Raw genomic sequence first — 23,692 nt, forward strand, 5'->3', positions numbered from 1 at the left:
TCGATTAAGTGTGGTTCTACTACGCTTAATCTGCACCGCGCGCGACTCCCGGCGCGGTGCTCGAAAGCCTAACGCCGCCCTAATGACCTGCCCGTTCTTTCTTGCACACTAGCCCTTCCTATACCAAGGCAGCCTGCTCAGCGGCACTTCAACAAGCACCACTCCCGGCCCTTCCACAACGCTGCCATCATCGCCGACCCATGTGCCAGACGGGAACGTAACCTCCCGCGTTCGAGCCCCCTTCTTCACTACAGGAGCTACTAGCAAGTTGCTGCCGAGCATGAACTGGTCGATGACCGCCTCCATCCCCGCCTCTGGGAACGCATACGCCATATGCCGAAGGATCGGCTCACCTGTTATAGCGGATTGCTTGGCCAGCTCTAAAATCTCAGGTCCAAGCTGTGCATGCAGCTTCGCCGCCTCGACACAGTACCCCAGATGCTCCTCGTCCAACACCCGCCAGGGTGCTGCAGAGAATTGCATCATCGGGAACAAGGCCGAGCACTGCGCATAACGAACGAACAACTCCGAGTCAAAGCGTGCCGACGTCACATTCATATATTCCCCGCCGCCGATCATATCCGGGCAAATATACGCATAGCCGAGCAGCCCTTGTGCCAAACCGTCGGGAATCAACGCATCAAGTCCGTTGCCTTCCCATTCATGTCCCTTATCCTTCAACCGCTGGACGAGCGGCTGGCCTGCCAGCTTCCAGCACGCACGGTATTCGTTGAGCGGATACTTCAGTCCGACTCTCGACCAAGCTTCACAATGTGCATTACGTGATGCGCCTGGCATATAGCTCTGATCATCCGCTTCATAGAACTCAGGATCACCCGCATCCAGCTTGAACCCATCGATCCCATATCGCTGTTGCAGCGCATCCATCTGCGCATGAATCCACTCGACGGCTGCCGGATTCGTGCAATCGAGCACCGCACTGCAGCCGTTCCACCATTTGCGAAGGGCCGTTCTGCCCTCGCGATCCTTGAGCAAGATACCTGTTGGGTTAAGTTTGCGGAACGTTAGCGAATCTGGGCTGATGAACGGACATAACCAAAGCATGACTTGGAAGCCCATCGCATGCAGCTCATCGACCATCTCCTTCGGATTCGGGAATCGGCCAGAATGGAACTCCCACGTACCATATGGCTCGTGCCAATTGTCATCGATCATAATAACGCCCGGAGGCATCCCATTCGCCAGCACATCCCGTGCATATTGCAGCACCTTCTCCTGCGTCGGTTCATAGAGCAGCTCGATCCACAGATTATATTGCGGCGCTGTGAATAACAGCTCCTCCGGGATGGCCGGAACCGGCGGAAAATAAGCCTTCGACGCATGAAGGTACGCTCCCCGCAACGTGCCATGCCCTTCGCTCAAATCGATAGCCCCTGCTTCACTGCTGACGCTAAGCGTCCCCTGATCGAATTGAAACGCAAACGGCTCCTCGCTCCAAATATATCTGCCCTTACTCGACACTAGAAAAGGACAAGCCTGGTTTCCATTAAAATTGCTCGTCAAATCCACGCTGTGCAGCGACATACCGCCATACGGCATGCTTCGGCCATCCGCGGCTCGTCCGCCCCACCAATACTCTTCCGATAATAGCTCGATAATGACTTCGTTCATTGACTATCACTCCTTATCTACACCCAGCTTACAGTGAGCGGATAAGGGCGACAATCTTAATGTTGTGCTATATACTATAACAAAATTGACTTCACAGCGAGGAGGTATATCGCATGCTATCGCCTTCATCCTATGCATTCCGTACCGAAGATCGTTCCATATTGACGATCGATTCGATTGGCTGGCAGAACATTCGCAGCTCGACGTACAGCCATGATGGCCTCGAACGTCCGGACGTCGGTCATGTTATTTTTCAATATACCATTAGCGGTCAGGGCTGGATCGAGATCGATCAGCAGCGTTTTCTACTGCCGAAGGGAACCGGCTTTCTGGTGAAGGTGCCGAGCAAGCATCGCTATTACAAGGCCGAGCAAGATGAGCCGTGGGAGATCATTTGGCTCAATCTGCGTGGAGATGAAGCGGAACGGATCTGGGATCTCGTTATCGGTCAAGAAGGTCCGATTCTGAGCCGAGAGCTCGACTCTCCTGTTATTGAGGGATTCTGGAAGATCATGCGAGCCATAACCAAAGAGAAGGTGACGGATAAATATCAGCTGTCCGCCTTGGCGTATGAGTGGATGCTTACGCTCGTTCGGACGAGCCGCGAGCTCGGCAGAGAGATGAGTGCCAATTCCATTACAATGATGGAGAAAGCCAAACGTTTCATGTTGGAGCATTACGCCGAGCCGTTAACGCTGGACCTCATCGCTGATCATTGCGGGGTTAACAAGCATTATTTCTGCCGATTGTTCCAGAAGTCGGAGCACACCTCTCCTCTCGCCTACCTGCGGGACCGAAGAGTTGAAGCCGCTCTTGGCATGCTTCGAAAGACGGATTTGCCTGTACACGAGATCGGACAGCAGTGCGGCTTCGACAGCCCCAGCTACTTCGGCAAAGTATTCCGAACGTACATGAACATGACGCCGAAGGAGTATCGGATGAAAAAGCTGGAGTTCCCGTATGACGCGGTATTTTATGAACGGTGATTGGTGCTGGATTGAGGAAAAAAGCCGCATCTCGTTCAAAGACGCGGCTCTTCCTATTCCCCCTGTTTATCCTACTTCATATTCTCCTTTAATTACGAAGAACGAACCCCGAATCGTTCCGGCCAGCTTAGACTTCTGCCTTGCAAACTTGAACTTCCCTAGCTCCGCTGGCACTTCCATCCCCTCGGAAAGTTTGAAGCCGACGGCCCGCTTCTTCGGATCATCGACGGTATACAATACGTTGATGCCAAGCCCATCCTCGTAGAAGACGAACGCCCATCTAATATTGTCCACTTGAAAAATAGACGTTTCCAACGGTTTGGCCGCAAACTCGATATTGCGTTCTTCTTTCAGCACCCGGTTCACGTAATCCAGCGTCTCTTGGCTCTCGCTCGCCGGTACAACCGCAAATTCATGCTTGTATTTGTTCATGAAATAACGGGCTTCATTGGCGCGCAGACCAGCAAGCGCTTCTGCTGCTGGCGAGGTTTCTAAACCGACTGTGGACACATTCTTGAAATCTACGATATAGGACATTGTTTATCTCTCCTCTTATAATTTAAAATTTACGATTCTTCGGACGCAGCGCCCACGAGGCAATATTCAATGCGGCATAGAAAAGCGGAAGGATCAGATTGAACCCGTAATCTCCATAGTCGTCAGCGAGTGCATGGGAGAAAGCCGCACCTGTCATCAGAAAGAAAATGCCGGCGTGCGCCCATTCTTTGAGCCGTGGAAAACCTGGTGCAATGATGGCTAGGACGCCAAGCAATTTCCAAGTCCCGAGAATGTTCGTGATGTACAACGGGAAACCGATATCCGTCACTAACTCGTCATTGCCCCCCAATCGCATCAACTGTCCAATGCCACTTAACGTAATCGATATTGCGAGCAGTAAGGTGACGGTCCAATAGGCAATCGTTTGTACGCGAGACTGCGTTCCGGATCTGACGGCGTTTGCGGTAACATTCATTGTACGCATGCGTTTTCTCCTCCAAGCTCAATGTTTTTATAATGGCGAAATAATCGCTTTCAATAAGACACCATTTGGTGTCGAATTGATTATAAGACACCAAATGGTGTCCGGTCAATAGACATCATTAAAAAAGATATCGCCAATAAGAATTGGTATTTTCGAAAAACTCGAAAACTTATAAATTGTTATGCGGCAAGAAAAACAAGGAAAGAGCTGCCCGCGGCAGCTCTTTCCTTGTTTGTTTAGTTCTCTTTATTGTGCAGGGCTTGCTCGATTCGCTTATCTGGCACGAACCAGACCACGGCAACAAGAACGAAGAAGAAGCCGGATATCCACGAACTCACATACGCAGTCAGGACCGCGGTCAAGTAAAGCAGCGGAGATAGCTTCCCCTTCCAGTCTTTCCCTATCAATTTGACGAAATGAGGATCGTGGGAATGCTGATTGAAGATCCCGCGCTGAAGCAGCCAATACGCAGATGCCGCGAGAAGTAGAATAATGCCATACAACGCTGTTGGAGTGGCGGCAAAATGGCTGTCTCCCATCCAAGCTGTTGTGAACGGTATAAGGGACAACCAAAAGAGAAGCAGCAGGTTAAGCCACATCAACCGCCCGTTCATTGTTCGAACCATGTGCAATAGATGATGATGATTGTTCCAGTAGATGCCGATATAAACGAAACTGAATATGTAGCTAAGTATCTTAGGCCCCAGTTCGATCAATGAGTTCCAGTCATCGCCTTCTGGCACTTTAAATTCCAATACCATGATCGTAATGATGATCGCCAGTACGCCATCACTGAAGGCTTCCATCCGATTCGCTCTCAGAGTTGCTTCACCTTTTCCTCGCATCGCGACTTTTTCCCCTACTATAACACATTCTCAGCTCTATCCCCGACAACTATTAACACGAACTACGGAAACGGATGCGGATAAGGATTAAGCTCCTCAGGTGACAGTCGGCGATTGGTGTATCCTAGTTCCATCGGTACTTCTAATACTCTGTCGAGTCCTATTAATCGGGTAAACTGGTGTCCGAACGTCATCGGAATCATTCCCGGTATTAGCACTTTTACGCAGTACAGACCGTTGCGGAGCGTCTCGCTCGATGATTGGTCGATGACAATGACTTCCAGATTCAAGTTGCGAAACACCTGCAGCACTTGCTTCAGGTCATCCGTCAAATCGTCATGCTTCAAGACGGGAACGAATTGTTCTTGGAAAGTCCGAAGAGGACGTTGTTCGTTCAACAAAAACCCGAGCCTCTCCTCCGATTGCGGCAGGCTATATAGCAGGGCATGATCCTCCATGTCCTGTACAAGGGAAGAATCATGAAACATAGCCTCTGCTTCCATTTGGCGCGCTTCCCAACGTCCCTCCATTCTTGTAATCGTGACGTCCAGCTCATGGACAGCGCTCTTGGCGGCACGGATCGGGTCTAGATGAGCTCCCGCAGCACAGACAAGGTTCAATTTCTGATCCGCTCCTCCTTTCGCAACAGCCCAGATCCTTGGAATGCCGTGTTCCATCGTCGTGTTATACAGCTGCACCTCGTATCCAGTTACTGCTCTTACACGTTCGATCATCAGCACGAGTTCCTTGTCTTCCGATGAGCGATAATCGAGCCGAGGCACAGTCAGTCTAGCGTACCAAGTCATCAAGAACGAATCCCGCTCCACCACTTCTAATAGGCCGTACAAGATCGCTTCCTCCAGACTCCCCCCAATCGCGCAGCCGTTAGAGGTCTCATAAACAAAACCTCCTTCATAGCCAAAGCTGTAATAGCCCAGCCGCTCGGGCACTAGAATCGGACGTTCCTGTAGAAATGAATATCCCCAGACCCATGGCATCTCGGCGGAAGGGTCAAAAGGCACGAGGAGAAAACCCGGCCGCTCGATCTGCTCCTGTGAATGGAACCCAATCCGCGACAGATCCATTGCTGTATTTTTCAAATTGGAATAACTGTCGTATACAACCGTTCGTTTGCCCCGGGGAGCGAAGCCGCAATATCGTTCCAATCCCTCCAGGATGGCAGCAAGCTCGCTATCTGCGTAACAATGAGAATGACCTCCCGTCACCTCGTTGAACATGCTCGTAGGAAGGTTCGCAACGCTGCTAGCAAAAACAGATAGTAAATCTAACTGCTTGTCGTTTAACAGTCCGGTCCGACTGTCCCAATAATCTCTACGAAGAACCTTCTGCAGATCACGTATCGACCGACTGCGGTAATGGTCTCGGCTAAGCTTCATGCACGGTCTTAAGGTTATCTTAGCCGCCTCCATCGAATCATCCGGCAATTGGCTGCAAACCGGACAATTGGACTCCGGTAAGACGTAGTGAATGGTCGTTCTCAACGTACTAAGATTAACGAAATAGATGCTGCCTTCTGCATGAGCCTCTTCACCACGAAGTACCTTAGCCACTTCCGCAGCGAGAATATATGCTAAATGTCGCAATCCCGAAGGGGACAACTCTTCCAGAGGAGGAGGAGAAAGATCAGGAAAGACCAAACTCATCAGCTCATCGTCCATCTCCTCACGGTCGCGTCCCGCCCTGGAGCGCCTTATGTCCGCACATTGGGAACAACCTGGTTGCCCCGGACGGATTAGCGGCCCTACCATTCCTTCTCCTTGGTACACGTAGCAGCATAGCCAAGGGATACCAAGCGGCTGCAGAATCCCTTCTGCTTCTTGATGAACGGAGGCATTCCCTCCCAGCACCAACACCAATCCAGCAGGTGGCAAAGCTTCATTGAAATCCGGTCTGCGCACGACGTGGATTCCCGCCAAATGCTTGCACACCGTATCCGCAAGCGTCCCCTCTCCAATAACCGCTACCGTTTTCATGAGGAAACCTCCTCACTTAGCATGATGCCAACTACTTCAACCGGCCCCTCTCTCAGAAAAGACTCCCACCTCAGATCGAAGACCTCCAGCCGTGTATGCTGCTGCTTCAAAATCTGAACGGCAGATCGCACCCATAGCGCATGATCGATTGGATCACCGGAGGGAATGGTAACGCTCTGTTGCTTGGGATTATTCCAAATCACAGAAGAAACGGAGGCCGCCTCCGTTTTCATCAAGGCATTCTTCAGCGATTGGCGAAGCGCAAGCGTCACACTAAGGCTAACGCCGCCATACCAACAATCACCCGAATGAACCCATACGACTGGAAAGCCGAGCAGCGACTCTCCGGTTGTGATTAGAGGTTCGCCTTCTAGAATATTTAAGGCTTGCCAATAAAACTGACACTGCACGTCTTCCATTCGGGTACATTCCATGCCGTGCTTGAGAATCAGTGCTTGATGAATGGTCCGATTGCCCAACGCTCTGGATAAATAAGTACTCAGCCCGCGCCTAACGGCTTCGGCGAAGGTGAGCCCCGCTCCGATATGGATCTGTTCCTGCTGAAGTAAGAGCGATTCAGGAACTAGCTGCGGAGCCATGCGTGCCGTGTAAGATTCAAGTCCTGCAAGCGCCGACTCCCGCCGCGCCTCTGCATGCGTCAGAGCGCTGCTGACGATCGTCGGAAGAAGCCTCGAAGGCCCTTCAGACAGCGGGTCGGCAGGTTGAACGAGACACTGTGCCAGCGGGAGCTGGTTCAATGTCCCTTCCTCCCAAACGTGGAAAATGCCCGACACCTCTGAGGTTAGGCTGCTGAACCAAGAAAACCATTCCTCTGCATTAGGCTCATGCTCCGTTTCGAGGTAAAGCTCGGGATCCAGCACTGCGCGGACGGGTTCAAGTCTAGATAAGAACGGATGAGGAAGTATCGGATGCCAACTTCCTTCTAACGTGAGGGGATTTAAGAGATAGCATTGATTTCTGCAATTGGGTTCTCCGCCCAGACGTTTATGCCATTCATTCACGATGAGATTCGATAATAGGGTTGAGGCCGCAGCAGAGAAAGGCTGTGATTCCCAGTTCTCAGGAAAAACGGTCGAATGCACACGCCTCCATGCAGATGCAAAGCGGCCGTCTCCTTCCGGATCCAGCAGCGGACCAACCATCCCCCTTCCTCTTAAAATCATAGCGGAGAGCAGCAGCTTCTTTTGTGCTAGGCAAGCGACCTGAAGCTTCTGGAGCTCTTCTAGGTCACCCTGCTGAGCAACATACGCAATAAAGAAATAAGGTCGAACCGCAGCCTCCCAATCCACTTCGTTGTCTTTTGCTGCTTCAAGGATATTCAGAACGGCCTCCGAATCGCTGAGCAGCGTTTGTTCCAGAGCGGTCTTGAGCTCCTCTATGTCTGTAGGCTGCGTGTTCGTTACAAGCACGGTGAGCTTGGATAAACCCGATTCATACCATGCCTGCACAAGCGCGACCAAGATTGCCCCGGAGCCAACCGCAAGCACCCCTTCACCTTGAGAAAACATCCGTTAACCTCCGTCCCTTGCGTGACACGCTTATGAAGTTAAGCTATGACGCCCCTCTTTGTCTCATTACGTGAGTGAGTGAAGTGATGCTTAGTAGGAATTGGTTAACTGGCAGCTTGTCACAACGAATAATCCCTTACGTTCACCCAATTTCATGTGTGCCCGGTCCACGATCAGCTTGAACTCATACAATGCTTCTGAAGCAAGAAGGGAGGAAAACAAAATGGGAGGATATTTAGGTGGTGTAGGCAGCTGTAGCTGTAGTTGCAGCTGTATTGGTGGATTTTCATCTATCGGTGTAATTCTCGTACTTTTCATCCTGCTGGTCATTGTTCTTCGCGCCATTATCTAATATAACGTACAACGCCCGGCGGCTGTTCACGCAGCCCGGGCGGTTTTCGCCTAACAGCACTCAAGTGCTCGTAAGCATAAATAAGCCGGCACATCCTCGATCGGATGCCCGGCTGTGTTCTTGTGCCTTCCTCCTATTGAATCTTCACAGCCTCTACCTGCGCTCTGAGGCACAGCTCCGCGGCCATGAACGCATGCTCTTGTGTCATTGCATTTTCCGTACGGTTCAAGCAATCCAGAATGAGCTGCCCGAAGAACGGATAGCCGACTTGTCCGCTGACATTGAAGTGGAACTCGCCCTCTTGATTCGCCAGATAGACATGGTTGCCCGTGCGCTCTCTGCCAATATCGATGTACTTCCGCAGCTCAATATAGCCTTCCGTTCCGAGAATGAGCGTACGACCATCTCCCCATACGCCTAACCCGTCCGGTGTAAACCAGTCCACGCGGAAGTAGCCCGTTGCGCCGTTATCGCCAAGCAGCGTCGCGTCGCCGAAATCGTCGAGCTCCGGATACTGCGGGTTGTTGTAGTTGGCTATTTTGCTATGCAGCACCTCGCCCTTCTTACAGCCGGCATAGAACAGAAACTGCTCGATCTGATGGCTGCCGATATCGCAAATAATGCCGCCATAACGTTCCTTCTGGAAAAACCAATCTGGACGAGCTGGCGCATTCAGTCGGTGCGGACCAAAACCCGTCACTTGAATGACGCGTCCGATCGCTCCCTGCTCGATGAGCTGTCCCGCATACACTGCCGACTCCACGTGCAGACGCTCGCTGTAATAGACCATATACTTCTTGCCCGTCTCGCGCACCTTCGCACGAGCGGACTCCAATTGCTCCAAGGTCGTGAACGGCGCCTTATCTGTAAAATAATCCTTGCCCGCGTCCATGACGCGCAGGCCAAGCGCGCACCGCTCGGACGTAATCGCAGCGCCAGCAACGAGCTGCACCTCTGCATCTTGAAGCACTTCTTCCTCCGAGTCTGCGATTCGCACCCCCGGGTATTTGCTCGCGAACGCTTCTGCTCTTGCACGCTCTTGATCGTACACCCACTTGATCGTTGCGCCCGCTTCCAGCAGGCCGTTCACCATTCCATAGATGTGACCATGATCAAGCGCGACAGCCGCGATAACGAATTGTCCTGGCTCTACAACCGGATTCGGCTTGCCCTTCGGTGCGTAATTCATTCCGTCGTTCGATGACATCGATATAGTCCTCCCATTATCGGTTATCCGTTTATTTGGTCTCCAAGCTCGTTCCGATCGTAATCTGCTGCGTGGCGAAGTTTTCGACGTGGCTGCTTTTTTCGTAAAAATGCGTTACATTCTGCTTCAAGCCTGCTTGCGTATAGAAAGGATCATCCTTCGCCAGCGGAAGCTGGACAAGCTCCCCGGTCGAAGCCGATTTATAGATGCTCGTAATTAACTCCAGTGTACTGCGTCCGCTGACGCCGTCAATGAGGACAGGCCCGCCCGTCTCGATTGCGCCAAGCACATTGTCGATTTGAGCCGCATGACCCGTATATTGGAGATCCGCGAGCTCGCTGTACAGCTGCTCAATCTGCTGCTCCAGCTCTTCGTCCTTCTTCGGGAATCCGTTCTGCAAGGACGTAGAAGCGGTTACCTTCCAAGGAGCCGAGACGCGAGCGTTCTGCCCTTGGAAAATCATCAGCTGCTCTTCCCCGTGATGCACGACCGAGCTCGTAATCTGGCCCAATGCGCCGTTCGGGAATTTGAGCATCGCAATCGACAGATCTTCAACCTCCGCGTTATCATGCGCGACGTTGCTCATGAATGCTTGCACCTGCGTCGGCCGGCCCATCATCCAGAGCAGCGCGTCGATATGGTGAACCGCATGGTTGAGCGTGCAGCCGCCGCCTTCCTTCTCCCACGTCCCGCGCCACCACAGATCGTAGTAGCAGTGACCGCGCCACCAGAAGGAATTGACCTGTGCGTGCAGGATTCGGCCCGCCAGCTCACTGTCCAGGACGGACTTCAATTTCATGAGCGGATTGGTGAATCGGTTCTGCGCAACGACGGACAAGATCTTCCCGTTCTTCTCCGCTGCCTCGATCATCGCGTCGCATTCCTCGAGCGAGGCTGCCATCGGCTTCTCGACGAGGACGTGACTGCCTGCGTTCAAGAAATCGATGGAGACCGGAGCATGGAAGTAAGGCGGCATGCAGACCGATACGATATCAATGCCATCTTGCAGCAGCGCCTTGTAGTCCTTTACAACCTTCGCACCATCTAGGCCGAACTGCTGCTTCTTCTCTTCTGCCTTCTCCGGATATAGGTCGCATAGAGCAACTATCTGACAACGTTCCTTGAACTGCAAGTAGCCTTGAATATGAGCCGACGAGATTGCCCCTGCGCCGATGATTGCTACCTTCAACATGTTAGCGTCCCCTCCATTGCGCTGCTAGTTATACTATGATAATAGCCCGATCCGGCCGTTCATAGTGATCTTCCGTAGCGGAGAAAATAACGCTCTGTTGCGGTTTTGGAAGCGTTTCGATATAGTGAGAATAAATTCGGATGTATGAACGAACGGCAGGCTGAGCAGAGGGAGGAAGCGTTGTTGTCACTAGTTACGCACGGCCTTATCCATACGCCATTACATTTTGCCTATAAACGCAAGAGCGTGAATTACGAGCATAAGGAAACGTTCCATTCCCACCTCGGGATCGAGCTTCTGTATATCCATCAAGGCCGCGGAACGATGATCGTCAATAACAACAGCTACGACATTAAGCCGGGAATGCTGTGCATCTTCCAGCCGTACCAGCTTCATCATCTTCAGCTCGAGTACGACGAGGACCAATGCTTTGAACGATCGCTTGCGATCTTCGAGCCTACGATGTACGAAGCGTATTTTGAACAATGGCCTTCGCTGCATGCTTTCTATACCTATATCAACGTCGGGAAGCTTCCTTATCCTTGCATCTATGGACTTGACGATACGGATCAGCTTGATCGGATTTTCCGGAGCATGCATGAGCAATGGCCAACGCTGTCGGAGTCAGACCGTCGTGAACAAATCTCGTTATTTCTGATTGACCTATTCCGTGCGATGAAGCAGGCATGGGGCAAGCTTGACGAACAGCCTTCTGCCGACCACAGCCGCCGACGAAACTATCAGGTGGAGCATATCCTCAGCTGGATCGAGGCCAATTACAAGCAGCCGTTCCGACTCGATGATATGGCGGGAGCCATGCATCTCTCTCCCCATCATCTGTCTCACCTGTTCAAAGAGGCTACCGGCGTCAGCATCACCGAGTATCTCATTACGCGGCGAATTCACCAGGCCATCCTGCTGCTCACCACGACGAATAAGCCAATCTCTTGGATTGCCGAAGAGATTGGCTTAACGAACAACTCGTATTTCTGCAAATTGTTTAAAACCCATATGGGCATTACGCCGTATCAGTATCGGAAGCGGCATGTGTAGGCAGCAGCATAAGCGTGGTTCTCCCCTGCTTATTGCAGCATGCAGCCCGTCTATTGTCTGGCGTCGGGTGAGATGTTATGCATCTCCCCGACATGGCGGCATGGCACCTTAATCCGCTACCCTATTGCAGTTCCCTCTCTTTCAGATGGCGCGCCAGCGGCTCTATTCTTGCATCTCGTATTCCTTGCGCGACCAGTCTAGCGATCTGAATTCCGCCGAATTCGGAGAAATGCGTATTATCCTGCGAGCCTTCCGGCAGAAACTCATATTGTCCTGGCTCCGTCCATAGAAACACCTGCTTGGAGCGCTCCTCTCCCAGCTCTTCGAAATACGCTTTGCTCAGCGCGGCCAAGTCAACGAAAGGCACTTCCTCCTTCCGCGCAAGCTGCCGCATCGCTTCGATATAATCGCCGTGCGTATTGCGAATCGTGCCATCCTCCTCATAGAAACGCCGATGCATCGGCGCGATCAGCACCGGATAAGCCCCATGCTTGCGAGCGACATCGATATATTGCTGGAGATACGCCTGATAGGTTGTAAAAGGCTCCGTTCCGCCATCGTTGTCCTTCTCGTCGTTATGCGCGAACTGAACGAGAAGATAGTCGCCTTGGCGAAGCCTTTTGTCAACCCGATTCAGTCGTCCCTCCGTGACGAAGCTCTTGCTGCTTCTGCCGGAGAACGCATAATTCGCGATCGCGACGCCGCTATCCACAAACACGCCGAACATCTGCCCCCAGCCTGTGTACGGGTAATTCGCTGACGGCTGGTCCGTGACGGTCGAATCGCCCGCCAGATGAATGGTAGGAATGCTCGCGATCCGCTTCACTTCGACCTTCTGCACCAACGGCGCAGTCCCGCCGAAAGCGAGCTTCAACTGACCGTCGCTCACATGTACGGCGAATGATTTCGTTACGAAGCGACCGGCTTCCGTCTTAACCTCGAACAGCCGTAATCGGCCTAGTCCTTCCTTCACCGTCGTCTCCGTCGGACGATCGGGCGAACCAAGCGTCAACGTCACGTTGTAATTGCCGTACGGAACATCCATCAATAACGACGGGATCATGGGGACGAAATAGTCGCCCGGCCATGAATCTCTCAAGTCCTCGGTTCTCGATCGCATCGGCGGCAAAGCGAAGCCATATCCTTGTTCCATATCGTATTGGCAATTGTCATCGGGAATAAACGAATAACCAAACTCCATTAGCAGCCCATCCCTTCTACGCTTTGAAATGTACTTGCAGCTCTGCTCTCACTTTAGTCGAGTTCCAATTTGCCTACAATAGCACTTTTTCGCATTGGGATAGAGAATGGCCTTGCACTTTTTTTGCATCTTTGGACTAAGCGGCGCCCGCAGCAGCAATGCACCCTGCAGCATTCGTGCAGCACCTATAACAGCCTTAACCTACAAGGAAAGCCGGACATCCTAGAGATGCCCGGCCTTCTTGGTCATGAGATTAAGATGAGAGATTCGAGAGATATTGTGCATCTCTGAGCAAGTAAGCTGCCGCTTCGCTTGCAATGTGCTTGCCGCTTTGGGCATTCACTTCGTTCATGAAGCTCTCGAGATTGTTCTTCTCCAGCTTCTTCTGAAGGCTGTTGGCGATTCCTTGATTGTCAATGGATCCGTTTGCTTCAAACAGACTGACAAGCCGCGTCAATGACGCCAAGCTCGTGGTCGTCTGGAACGATACGGTTTCCACCACAGCATTCCCGGCTTGGTCCACCGCGCTTATAGTGACAACATGCTCGCCGAGCGGTAGAGCATAGAACAGAATATCGGCACCATTGGTTATCGGCTGGCCGTCCAATGTGGCAGCGACGGCATTCGCATCAACGCCGGACAGACTATCAGATACGGTGAACGCAAAGGTCACAGATTGATCGTCCGTATAGCTTCCGCCAGCTAATCCTTGGACAAGGACGACAGGCGCAGCTTGATCAAGTTGAACTGTCAGCAGCTGCGACTGCTCCTTATTGCCCGCCTGATCGACCGCATAGTAAGTGATATTCGTCATTCCATCTTGGTTTACGATGATAGGCTCCGCATACATCTGCCAAGAAGCGCCGTCATCCAAGCTGTAATAGATGGAATCAACGCCAGAGGCACTGTCTGTCGAGCTTAAGGCAACCGTTACCGGGTGCACATACCAGCCATTGCTGCCATCCGGTACTGCTGGCTCCTGTACAGCTGACGTTACGGATGCTGTACGGTCAATCTTCACTTGAACGGCATGCGGCTCTTCCGTATTGCCCGATGCATCCACGCTCCAATACGTGATCGTATGGATGCCTTCCTCCGTCAGAAGTATCGTTTCGCCGGTTTGGGCTGGGCCGCCATCGACGGAGTAATAGGTTGCTGCCACTCCGGACTCGGCATCTTCTGCATGCAGCGTAGCCGTGACGTCCGCATTCGACCAGCCAACAGGGATATCGGCTGTTGTCGTAGGCGGCACCGTATCGCCCGCTTCGCTCGCCGCTGCTGCCGCGTAAACCTGTACCTCGACGAGCCCGCTTCCCCAGCTGTTGCTAAGCGCATTGTTATCGACGCGTCTTACCTCATTGACTTTAAGCTTGACGTAGCGGTACTGTCCGCTCAGCTTGTCGGAATTAAAGCCCGCCCATGTATTCGCATTGTTGTTGACCAGCTCCGTCCAATTCACATTGTCGGTCGAGCCGAAAATCTGATAGGCATGATACATTTCTGAGCCGTTATACAGCCGATAGGCCACATCGATTCGCGCCAAGTCATAGACATCGCCCAAATCAATCGTATATGCATACGGCCCGACCAAACCGCCGAAGAAAGAGGTGCTGTCGCCGGACGTCCGCAAATTGAAGGCATAGCCGTCATTCGCTTTCTCGATCCCCGTTACCGTGTCATTATTCGTAATCGTTGCGCTCTTGCCTTGGGATACAAGGCTAACCTGAGGCAGCTGCACCTGCCCGTTCGCCGCATTCAGCTTCCATCCCGTCGTATAGGACATGGAGGCGTTATGCGCTGCCGTATTGAACGTAATCGGCAGCCACACGTAACGCGAATCGCCGAGCTGACTCGGCTTCCACCGATCGCCCATGTACACATAGGATTTGGTGCCGTCCGCATTGGTCAGCTTCATGATGTTCGTCGGCTGACTGTAGTAGGTGCTGTTATTCCCGAAAGCATACTGCTCCACAATCAAGCCATTGTCTTTCACTGGCGTCCAGCCGGCAGGATCCGTAAGATCGGCATTATAACTGATGGTGCCTTGATTCGGCAGCCAGCCCGATTGTCCGGAGGAAGCCATGTAGTAGCCGTCGTCAGCGCGCACGACCGCAGGCGCTTCGCGGCCAACGTCGTCGTAGAAGCTGTATGATTCGAAATCAGCTGCTTTCGTCGCAGGGTCACTATATGAATAGGTGGTAAAATCCACATCCGTATAGTCATCGTTCAGTCGATGAACCCGCATCGAATGCCCCTCTGCCGATATCAAATAAGCTGTTCCGTCATCGTCGGCGAATACGGTGAAGTCGCGCGACGTATAGCCCATCTGCGACACATCGGCCTGCACGTCGGCAGAAACCGTTCCTTTGATCCCGCTGCTCTTATAAAATTCCGAGTCAAGGAAAATTCCGTTGTCGCTCCGCCAGTTATGCAGCGTGCCGCCCGGACGCCAATGTCCGAGGAACGTATACGGGCCGGCCGGCTGATCGGCTGTCGCCACTGCAATCTGACTGGTCGCGTAACTGTTCGCCGTCTCCCAGTGACCATAGAGCACATATTTTTTCGTTTTCTCATTGTACAGAAGCTTCGGACGTTCCCACTTATTATCGAGCAGTCCGTATTCTGCGCCTTTCACCGTCTGGGAGAACGAATTCAAGATGTCGCCCTCGTACGTCCAGTTAATCAAATCCCGTGATGAGTACAACGTTACCGCATGGAAAGCCGCTCCATTGTGGATCTTGTTCTCCCCTACCCAGTAATAGATAGGCTTGCCGTCATCCGCCGTCTGCTGCAGGAAACCACCGCCATGCGCTTGGATCGGATTCCCCTCGGTGTCGTACCAGGTTTCCCCGACAGGCACGCCTGCGGAAGTATAGTCCACCACTTTGTCTGGATGTACGGTGAGCGCCCATTGGAATGCTTCCTCGATCTGCAGCACCGCCCGGTCAACTTCCCATTGCGTAGCCGATTCATTATCCAATTTCGCCTTCGCGTTATCCAATGCTTCCGTGATCGTCTTCCATGTTGCATTCGTATACGCCCCGCGCTGGGCATCCTTCATCTCATCGTACTTGGCTTGAAGTGCCGCTTTATCGACATATGGCGTCCCGAGCACGGCCAGCTCAATGATCCCGTCTGCCCAAGCGGCGCCTTGTCCCGTGTGCACATTGATCATATTGTTGACCGTTAAGCGTACATAGCGATAGTGGCCGGTGTCTGCGATTGGGTTCGTCACAAAACCTACGACATTATTCGCCGAACCATCCACTAGCTCCGTCCAATTCTGGTTATCCACGCTGCCTTCCAGCTTATAGCGATACACGGCATCCGAACCCAACACTACGCGGGTGGTCAAATTAATCTCGGACAATTGAGCCGATTGCTCCAGATCAACGACGATATTATAGCCTAATGAGCTATGCTGAACCTTTGGCGAGGATGCCAGATCCGCTCCATCTGTCACAGCCGACGCATCCAGCCCCTGGGAATCGGTCGCCTTCTTCCCTAAGGAGAGATTCAGACCTGACTGGACGGGAATCATTCCGTAGACGGGATCCAAATCCAGCTTATAGAACCAATCGGCCGTAGCGACTCCATTATGGAAGACCATCGGGAATAACCGTGCGTACGTCCCCATCGGATCCTTATAGTTGTCCACATACTGCGCTCCCCAGTGGAAGCCGTTCTCGGCGAACGTCACGCGCCCGTTCGTCCCTGTCCATTGGGCCGTGCCGTTAGCTTGGGTCGCGAAGGAGGAGCCATTACCGATTGGTCTCAGCGGCGTCCATTGACCGTCAAGCGAGACAGCCGACGCATACTCTGCTTGGCTCGGATACCAGCCGTTCGCCGTCGAACCGAAGAAATAATAGCGCCCTTCGTGTTTCAGAATAACCGGCGACTCTTTATGCTTGTCTACAAAGACCGTATTCACAATCGCTGCAGGCTGCTCCCAGCTGGCATCCAGCCCAAGTATTACAATATCGCTGTTATTGCGAGTAGCGAAAAGGATGTATGCCTTGCCGTCATCATCCACGAATAACAACATGTCGCGCGAATCCTTATCGTACGGCCGGCCTCTGAACGTCGCTGCAAAATCATTCCCGCCAGGCGTGACGGAGCCAATGAAAATCGCTGCCCGCGTATAGCCGCCGCTGGCCTCTTCATGCGCGGTGAAGACGACTTTGCCGGTATGAGGATTGAAGGTATACCCGGCGCTTTCAACACGCATATCTTCAAAGGAGCCTAGCAGTCGGTCGCTGCCATACGTACGTCCGTCGTTCCCGGTCTGCTCGTAAATGCTCGTCGTCACAATGCCCGTATCGGCATTCGCGACCCCTTTGTAATAATAGTGGTACCAGGTGCCTCCTGCTTGAACGCCGTAGGTGTTGTCCGACCCGAGAAGATCAGCGCCCGTATAATTGTCCTTCTTCTTCGTGACGGTAGAAGGATCGTAAGCGAAGGTGTGCACCGTATTCGTTGCGGCAGCCGCAATCGGCGTTCCGCCCTTGATCGCCTTAACCGCATACGTATAATCCTTATCTGTCTCAAGCCCGTACTCGTCCAACGTATCGCCGGCCGTCCTGCCGATCAAGACGTCTCCGCGATATACCTCGTAGTATTCGGCGCCCGCGATGACAGGCCAGGAAATCTTCGCGTTATTGACCGTGTCTTGGCCGTTCAACCGGAATTCATTCGCGGTTGCCGCCCACTCGCTGCCATAATAATCGGCGCTGACGATCTCGCTTCGACTCCCGTTTGGCGTAATGGCTGCCGCTTTGACCGTCGTTCCGCTAGCGACCTCGAACGGCCCTGTATATGGCGTGCTCGCCAAGGTCGGATCGGTGCCGTCCGTCGTGTAATAGAGATACTTATTGCCCGTCGGATGCGTAATGGTGACCGGCGTGTAGATTTGCCCAGCGGCTGGCGAGAGCGTCGGAGCAATGTTCGTGACGCGATATTCGTTCAAATCGTCCAGCGAGAGCGCCCTATCGAAAATCTCGACGTTATCAAGCAAGCCAACATAATACTCGCCGGATCCCCAGTTTCCTTTGCCAATCTGGAGAATCCCTCCCGATGCCGTCAGAATATCAGCCAGCGCATAGCCGCTGGCCACGGTCGATTGCAGCTCGCCATTCATATAAAGCTTCGTATCCGCAGCCGAAACGACCACATCCACATGCTTCCATTCCGTTCCGCTGCTCGCCTTCGCGCTTTCGGCACGCGTGCCATTGTTGTTGTAGCGTTCAACGGTTACGGCATTCGTAACATCGATGACGCCGATATAACGCTCCTTCAAATACGTTTGCGCAGTCGTGTTTGGAGCGGCAAAAAAGGTCCAGCCGCTGCCTCCGCTCGGCTTGCTGTCATAGGAGAGCGTGAACTCGGTGAGACCAGCCAGCAGCGGCGTCGTTCCATTGCTCTTGGTCACATTCAACCAGAAGCTGCTGCTGATGTTCGCTGCCTTCCCGCTGCCTTCGAAGGAATCGACATAGCTGGCCGTGCCTTGAACGGAAGCTTTCGCTCCTTCACTGACAATACCGCTGACGGAATCATCGAAATCGAAATCGGCGATGAGATAATCGCCAGCATCGATCGGAGGAACCGTCACCGTATAACCCTTACTGAAGCCCGACCAGCTCATGGTCAAGGTCACCGTCTTGGCGGTTGTGCCTTTGGCTGGTCGAGTGACCGCCCCGGTGCTGGCATTAATCACATTGTTATCGCTCGACGCCCATTGAATATTGGCATCGCGAAACAAGGTGAGATTGTTGCGTACGACCAAGCCATCCGTCAGTGGAACAGTGGCGAGCAAGTCGTTCCATGCGAATCCGGTAATTTCATTCGCCAATTCAAGCGCAGCCTCCGCATTTAGCGCATCCTTAAAGACGCGAACGTCGCGGTAGTGCGAGTCTAAATTGGAGTATGTGCTGATCGTTCGATTGAGCCGGAACTGCCCGTTGCCGATCTCATCCGCGCCAATCCCGTTGGAAGCGGCCTCCGCCGCTTTCACCCCATCCACATAAACGACTAGCTTGCCCGTGCCGGCTGTGCCGTCCAGCGAAATCGTATAATTATGCCACATATCGGCCGCCGGAGCCGGGAAGGAAGCCACGACGACGTCCACACCGCTCTGCTTCAGCACAACGGCGGAAACACCGCTGCCGTAATAAGGCCGAAGCGTAAGATTCTGATTATTATCGGCTCCGTAAGATAGCAGCGTATTTGCCGCACTGGTGGTACGCGTCTGCGTGCCGTTCAGTTTGATATCCAAGGAGAACGAGATTTTATCTCCCGTTACAGCTTCTGCCGGATTCGTGCCTGCGATATGTCCATTGTTGGCATTCCCCGGATTGACTAGCGTAACGTAATCCGTTTGCCAGACCGCTGAGCTGCTGGATAAAGCCTGCGCCGGATTCAGCTTGTTCTGCTCCTTATACGTGCTGTTCAGCGGGTAATAAGCGACTAAGCTCGATGAGTTGATTGCATCGGCTGCGTTGACGTAACCATTCGGCAGCCACGCGCTCGAACCTACGATAACGGCCAGCAGCATTAACAACGGCTTACGCATCGCTTGGCGCCAATTCATCCGTCGTCTTGCACTCATTGCAATTCTCCTTCCGTTTATGCTCATTGTCATTAGCCTCCCTTAATAGATGGTAGCGTTTACAATTCTGAATATAAGGGGCTTGTCCCTCATAATTCTAGTGAACAAACAGGGCAACTCTATAGTTTCGAGCGGTTATCTAGTGAACAAATTAGATATTAACCATTCTTGCTATACAACAAGCGGCCATCAGGCGATGGCCGCTTGTTGTCGGACTACTTATCGCATAGCGCACGCAGAGCGCATGCAATGCCATCGCTATCCTTCCTACCAGAATAAATCCTCGTAACCGACGAGCTGCGCGATTCCTTCGGCGAAGTAATAATCGCCGTAGATGAGCGGCACATCGATATTTCTGCCCTCTGGGTAATGACTCGTCCCGTGCGTGATCAGGCCTTCCTCGTCTTCACGATCCCAAGCGCCGTAATTCTCGTACAGCGACCTTAGAATCCGTTCCCCTGCTTGCGCATACAGCGAACGTTCCTCGTCTGCGACGAGTCGTGACAACAGCAGCAGCGCCGATGCGCCGCAAGCGCCTGCAGAGGAGTCGCGATGCTTGACGATATCCGGCGGCAGTCGGAAATCCCAGTGAGGCACATGGTCCTCCGGCAAATTCGCGATGAAATAATGGGCCACCCGCTTCGCCGCCTGCAGATAACGCTCTTCCCCGGTATACTGATAAGCTAACGACATGCCGTACAAAGCCCACGCCGTTCCACGGGACCAGCCCGATGCAGGCGCGAAGCCTTGTCCGCCCAAGGTGTCGACCTTTTCTCCCGTCTCTGGGTCGAACACCACGATATGATTGACGGACCCGTCCGGGCGAATAAAATGCGCCAGTACCGTATCGGAATGCTGGATCGCAATTTGTTTGTACCTAGGATCGCCGGTTACCTCGGAAGCCCAGTGCAGCAGAGGCAAATTCATCATGCAATCGATAATCGCCCAGCCTGCATTGTCATCGCCTGGTTTCCATGGATTCCAAGCTCGTATGAAACGGCCTCGCGAATTATAACGACCCGCCAGCAAATTCGCCGCGAGCAGGCCACGACGCTTGGCTGAGGGTTCCCCTAATATTTTGTAACGGGCTACGCTGGTGAGCGTCCACATAAACCCAATATCATGATCGAGTCGATCATAATCCAAGATGACCTGGTCCAGCTGTTCCTCGCAGGATGCAGCAAGCGAACCTAACTGCTGATTGTTCGTATCCCGATAAACCAACCACAGCAGCCCCGGCCAGAATCCGGCTGTCCACCAGGATGCCGGCTCCAACTGATATTGACCGTTAACACTGGCATGCGGAAACCGATCTCGGATACGCTGACTCGTCCGCGCAACCTTGTCGCTTATTCGATTCCATGCCTCCTTGGACCAATCCAGGGGCAATTCGCTCTGATAACTCATCCTATCCCTCCATTGCACATCCTTGCATGATCGTTCACTTGATTTAGTTTAGTCGCATGCCGCGACACCCTGCTATAGCAACATCCTGCCGTTAGTGAACAAAGCGCACGTATCGCTGTGAATGATTTTGCGCTCTGTCATCCGGTCGATGCGGGAGTCCACATGCCTCTCCAATGCGCCTTCATGCGCTGCTGATAGCAGTTTTGTACGGTAATCCCTCGTTTGTTCACTCCCGAATGTCTCGATAATTCACCAAACGAAGAACCTGCCTCTGTTAAGGTTCACACAACACAGGCTATAATGAAGGACACTAGACAACCTTTTTCGTAAACAGCAAGGGGGGCTATCGGATTTGCGCTTGAATAAAATCAGACGAAATGATCGACTGTATGTGAAGCTGCTCATCGGTATTACGCTAAGTATTGTCATTGCGGTATTCATCTGCTCTTCTATTTATTACTTCACGTTCGCGCGGATTCTTCAGAATGAAGCGTTCGAATCCAACCTGGCGAATCTGCAGCAAACCGGGAAGACCGTTGCCAAAATGACGGACAGCGCGCAAACGGTCGCCTTTCAAATTTATCGGAACAGCACGATCTCCAAGCTGCTCTATTACAACAATCCGAATCCGTTCGATACGCAGGCCGCGATGATCGATTTGAATAACTATTTGGTGACGATGCCCTACATTCATTCGATCTATGTCTATAATCCGCTGTCGGGTCGCTACTATATTACGAGCCAGAACGGTCAGAAAGGGATCATTCCCGAAGACCAGCTCATGGATCAGAGCATTACACAGATTCTAGACCACTATAAGGACTATCAGCCGTTCACGCCCATCCCCCGCCTCATCTCGATGAATGAACAAAGCGAGGATGGCACGAGCGTCTATACTTATCTCTGTTATGACGCGGTCGGCGTGAATCAACGAATCAACTCCGCTGTCATCGTCAATATATCGGCTTCCTGGATTAATCAGGATCTTAACCAACAGCTGGGCGGCAACGATCAAACGCTCTATATCGACGATCGCAATTCGGTTCTGAACGCAAACGATTTAAGTCCGGTCACGCTCAGCGACGTGGACTATCAAGCGATTGAACATCTTCTGCAGTTCAAGGAGTCCGGTTACCGAGTCGCATCATTCGAAGGCGCCAAATCACTGATTACGTATACGGCGCCTGACCCCTATAACTGGCAATATGTTCGCATCACGCCTTATAGCGAAATTACGAAGAAGCTGAGCAGCATTCGCTTACGAACGCTTCTCATTGCATCCGTCGTGCTTGCCGTCGGCGTATTCCTGGCTTGGCTGGTTTCCAAGTTCTTATATGTCCCGATCCATAAAATCGAGAATCAGATGAGAGCGCTCGAATCGGAGAAACGGAACAGCAGCTATACGCTTCGACAGAATACGATGCGCAAGCTGCTCCATATTCACGATTTCAATGCCGAGATGCAAGCGGAGAAGCTGAAGAAGATGGGAATCACCTTCGACTTCATGAACCCTTATCGGTTGGCTTATGTGCGCATCGATCAATTCGATTTGCTCAAACAGGAGAATCATAAAGATCTGTTAACGTACAAATTCGCCATCATGAATATTGCGACGGAGATTTGCTCCAGACAGTATACGGTCGACTCCATTGATCTGGATGATGACAGCTTGGTCATGCTGATCAACACGTTCGAGGATCAGCATGAAATCTGGGAAGATCTCGAGCTCATGCTGAAGGACATCCAGAATGCATGCATGGAATATATTCGAATCGGACTTACGATTGCATTGACGCCTGTTTCCAAGAGTCCTCGCGAGCTTCAAGCGATGTACAAGCTTGCCAAGGAGGCGTCCAACCAACGGTTCTTTGCCGGAAGAGGAGCCATTATTGAAGCCGGTCCGCTTCAATCGCACAACAAATACTCGTTCCCGATCGGCAAAGAGAAACGATTGATCGAAGCATTGGCTGCAGGCAAGATCGAAGAAGCCAAAGCTCTATTCGACACGATCATGCAGGAAACCGTCGGCTATTCTTATTCCGTTGCGCACGCTGCGGCGACCCATATCTCCGTTACGCTCGACAATATGCTCATGGAGATCGAACGGAACGGCTCCATTCAGCTTTGCCTTGGTACAGAGTTGATCATTCCGCGTATCGAGCAATATGAAACGCTGGAAGAGATGACGAATGCGTTCCATCAGTTCTTTGATCTTCTGAAATCCAAATTCGTCGAGAAGCGCAGCAGCAAACAAGATGATCTAATCCGTAAGATCAACGAAATCATTACGTCCCAGTTCGACAATGCGAGCTTAAGCCTCAACTACGTGGCCGACGAACTTAAGATGTCCTCGTATCATATCAGCCGGGTATATCGTCAGCAGACCATGACCACGATCGTCGATACGATCAACGCGGTACGCATTGAGAAGTCCAAAGAACTGCTAGTCGCAACAGAGCTGTCCGTCACAGAAATTGCAGAGCGGACAGGCTACACGAACAGCTCGTACTTCCATCGCATCTTCAAGAAAATAATAGGCGTTACCCCTTCGGAGTTCCGGAAAGCAAACCAAGGATTGGTCAAATGAAGAATAGCTGCATAATCGGCTTCTCCCTGTCAGAAGCCGATTATGCAGCTCTTTGCTTGTCTTCATGACTGAAGGGAGACGAAGCCCAGCTCCGTCTCCCTTCCTTTTCCCGTTGTCAATT

At 52.3% G+C, this 23,692-nt stretch carries 15 protein-coding genes; 4 read left to right on the top strand and 11 right to left on the bottom strand.

The genetic code is table 11. From position 1 onward, the window contains the following. Positions 1-108: 108 nt before the first annotated feature. Positions 109-1,632: a glycoside hydrolase family 31 protein gene (locus tag DFQ01_RS15705; protein ID WP_110044839.1), complete on the bottom strand. Its 1,524-nt coding sequence runs from the start codon at positions 1,630-1,632 to the stop codon at positions 109-111. Positions 1,633-1,745: 113 nt separating this feature from the next. Here DFQ01_RS15705 and DFQ01_RS15710 point away from each other — a divergent pair, with 113 nt between their 5' ends. After that, positions 1,746-2,618 (top strand): helix-turn-helix transcriptional regulator, encoded by an 873-nt coding sequence (locus DFQ01_RS15710; protein WP_110044840.1) that lies wholly within the window; start codon positions 1,746-1,748, stop codon positions 2,616-2,618. Between the two features lie 66 nt (positions 2,619-2,684). Here DFQ01_RS15710 and DFQ01_RS15715 read toward each other — a convergent pair whose 3' ends face one another. From DFQ01_RS15715 to DFQ01_RS15735, 5 genes are all read right to left on the bottom strand, one after another. Continuing rightward, a complete protein-coding gene (locus tag DFQ01_RS15715) occupies positions 2,685-3,155 on the bottom strand; it encodes a phage tail protein (protein ID WP_110044841.1) in 471 nt (156 codons plus the stop codon). Between the two features lie 22 nt (positions 3,156-3,177). After that, positions 3,178-3,591, bottom strand: coding sequence for a DoxX family protein (locus DFQ01_RS15720; RefSeq protein WP_110044874.1), 414 nt, complete (start codon positions 3,589-3,591; stop codon positions 3,178-3,180). Positions 3,592-3,836: 245 nt separating this feature from the next. Further along, entirely contained in the window at positions 3,837-4,421 is a 585-nt protein-coding gene (locus tag DFQ01_RS15725; protein WP_110044875.1) for a TMEM175 family protein, read from the bottom strand. An 86-nt stretch (positions 4,422-4,507) separates the two neighbouring features. Then, positions 4,508-6,439 carry a TOMM precursor leader peptide-binding protein gene (locus tag DFQ01_RS15730; protein ID WP_110044842.1) on the bottom strand — a complete coding sequence of 644 codons (1,932 nt, stop codon included), beginning with the start codon at positions 6,437-6,439 and terminating at the stop codon, positions 4,508-4,510. Further along, a complete protein-coding gene (locus DFQ01_RS15735) occupies positions 6,436-7,968 on the bottom strand; it encodes a hypothetical protein (protein WP_110044843.1) in 1,533 nt (510 codons plus the stop codon). Before DFQ01_RS15735 ends, DFQ01_RS15730 begins: the two co-directional genes overlap by 4 nt. Before the next feature lie 223 nt (positions 7,969-8,191). On the opposite strand from DFQ01_RS15735, the gene DFQ01_RS32195 reads away from it, so the two are divergent. Beyond that, complete coding sequence (locus DFQ01_RS32195) at positions 8,192-8,320, top strand: YjcZ family sporulation protein (RefSeq protein ID WP_425452406.1); 129 nt, start codon at positions 8,192-8,194, stop codon at positions 8,318-8,320. Positions 8,321-8,453: 133 nt separating this feature from the next. Here DFQ01_RS32195 and DFQ01_RS15740 read toward each other — a convergent pair whose 3' ends face one another. After that, the gene (locus tag DFQ01_RS15740; protein WP_110044844.1) at positions 8,454-9,527 is read right to left on the bottom strand and encodes a Gfo/Idh/MocA family protein; all 1,074 of its coding nucleotides are present in this window, start codon (positions 9,525-9,527) and stop codon (positions 8,454-8,456) included. 31 nt (positions 9,528-9,558) lie between these two features. Next, positions 9,559-10,719 carry a Gfo/Idh/MocA family protein gene (locus tag DFQ01_RS15745; RefSeq protein WP_110044845.1) on the bottom strand — a complete coding sequence of 387 codons (1,161 nt, stop codon included), beginning with the start codon at positions 10,717-10,719 and terminating at the stop codon, positions 9,559-9,561. A 183-nt stretch (positions 10,720-10,902) separates the two neighbouring features. Here DFQ01_RS15745 and DFQ01_RS15750 point away from each other — a divergent pair, with 183 nt between their 5' ends. After that, on the top strand, positions 10,903-11,772 hold the full coding sequence (locus DFQ01_RS15750) for a helix-turn-helix domain-containing protein (RefSeq protein ID WP_245946713.1): 870 nt from the start codon (positions 10,903-10,905) through the stop codon (positions 11,770-11,772). Positions 11,773-11,893: 121 nt separating this feature from the next. On the opposite strand, the gene DFQ01_RS15755 is transcribed toward DFQ01_RS15750, so the two are convergent. From DFQ01_RS15755 to DFQ01_RS15765, 3 genes are all read right to left on the bottom strand, one after another. Beyond that, positions 11,894-12,973 carry a rhamnogalacturonan acetylesterase gene (locus DFQ01_RS15755; protein ID WP_110044847.1) on the bottom strand — a complete coding sequence of 360 codons (1,080 nt, stop codon included), beginning with the start codon at positions 12,971-12,973 and terminating at the stop codon, positions 11,894-11,896. 253 nt (positions 12,974-13,226) lie between these two features. Next, a complete protein-coding gene (locus DFQ01_RS15760) occupies positions 13,227-19,577 on the bottom strand; it encodes an OmpL47-type beta-barrel domain-containing protein (protein ID WP_110044848.1) in 6,351 nt (2,116 codons plus the stop codon). A gap of 267 nt (positions 19,578-19,844) precedes the next feature. Continuing rightward, complete coding sequence (locus tag DFQ01_RS15765; protein WP_110044849.1) at positions 19,845-20,984, bottom strand: glycoside hydrolase family 88 protein; 1,140 nt, start codon at positions 20,982-20,984, stop codon at positions 19,845-19,847. Positions 20,985-21,336: 352 nt separating this feature from the next. Between DFQ01_RS15765 and DFQ01_RS15770 the strand changes: the two genes are divergently transcribed. Then, on the top strand, positions 21,337-23,571 hold the full coding sequence (locus tag DFQ01_RS15770; RefSeq protein WP_110044850.1) for an AraC family transcriptional regulator: 2,235 nt from the start codon (positions 21,337-21,339) through the stop codon (positions 23,569-23,571). The last annotated feature ends 121 nt before the right edge of the window (positions 23,572-23,692 follow it).

Origin of the sequence: Paenibacillus cellulosilyticus, assembly GCF_003182255.1 — a bacterium.
Classification (GTDB): domain Bacteria; phylum Bacillota; class Bacilli; order Paenibacillales; family Paenibacillaceae; genus Paenibacillus_T; species Paenibacillus_T cellulosilyticus.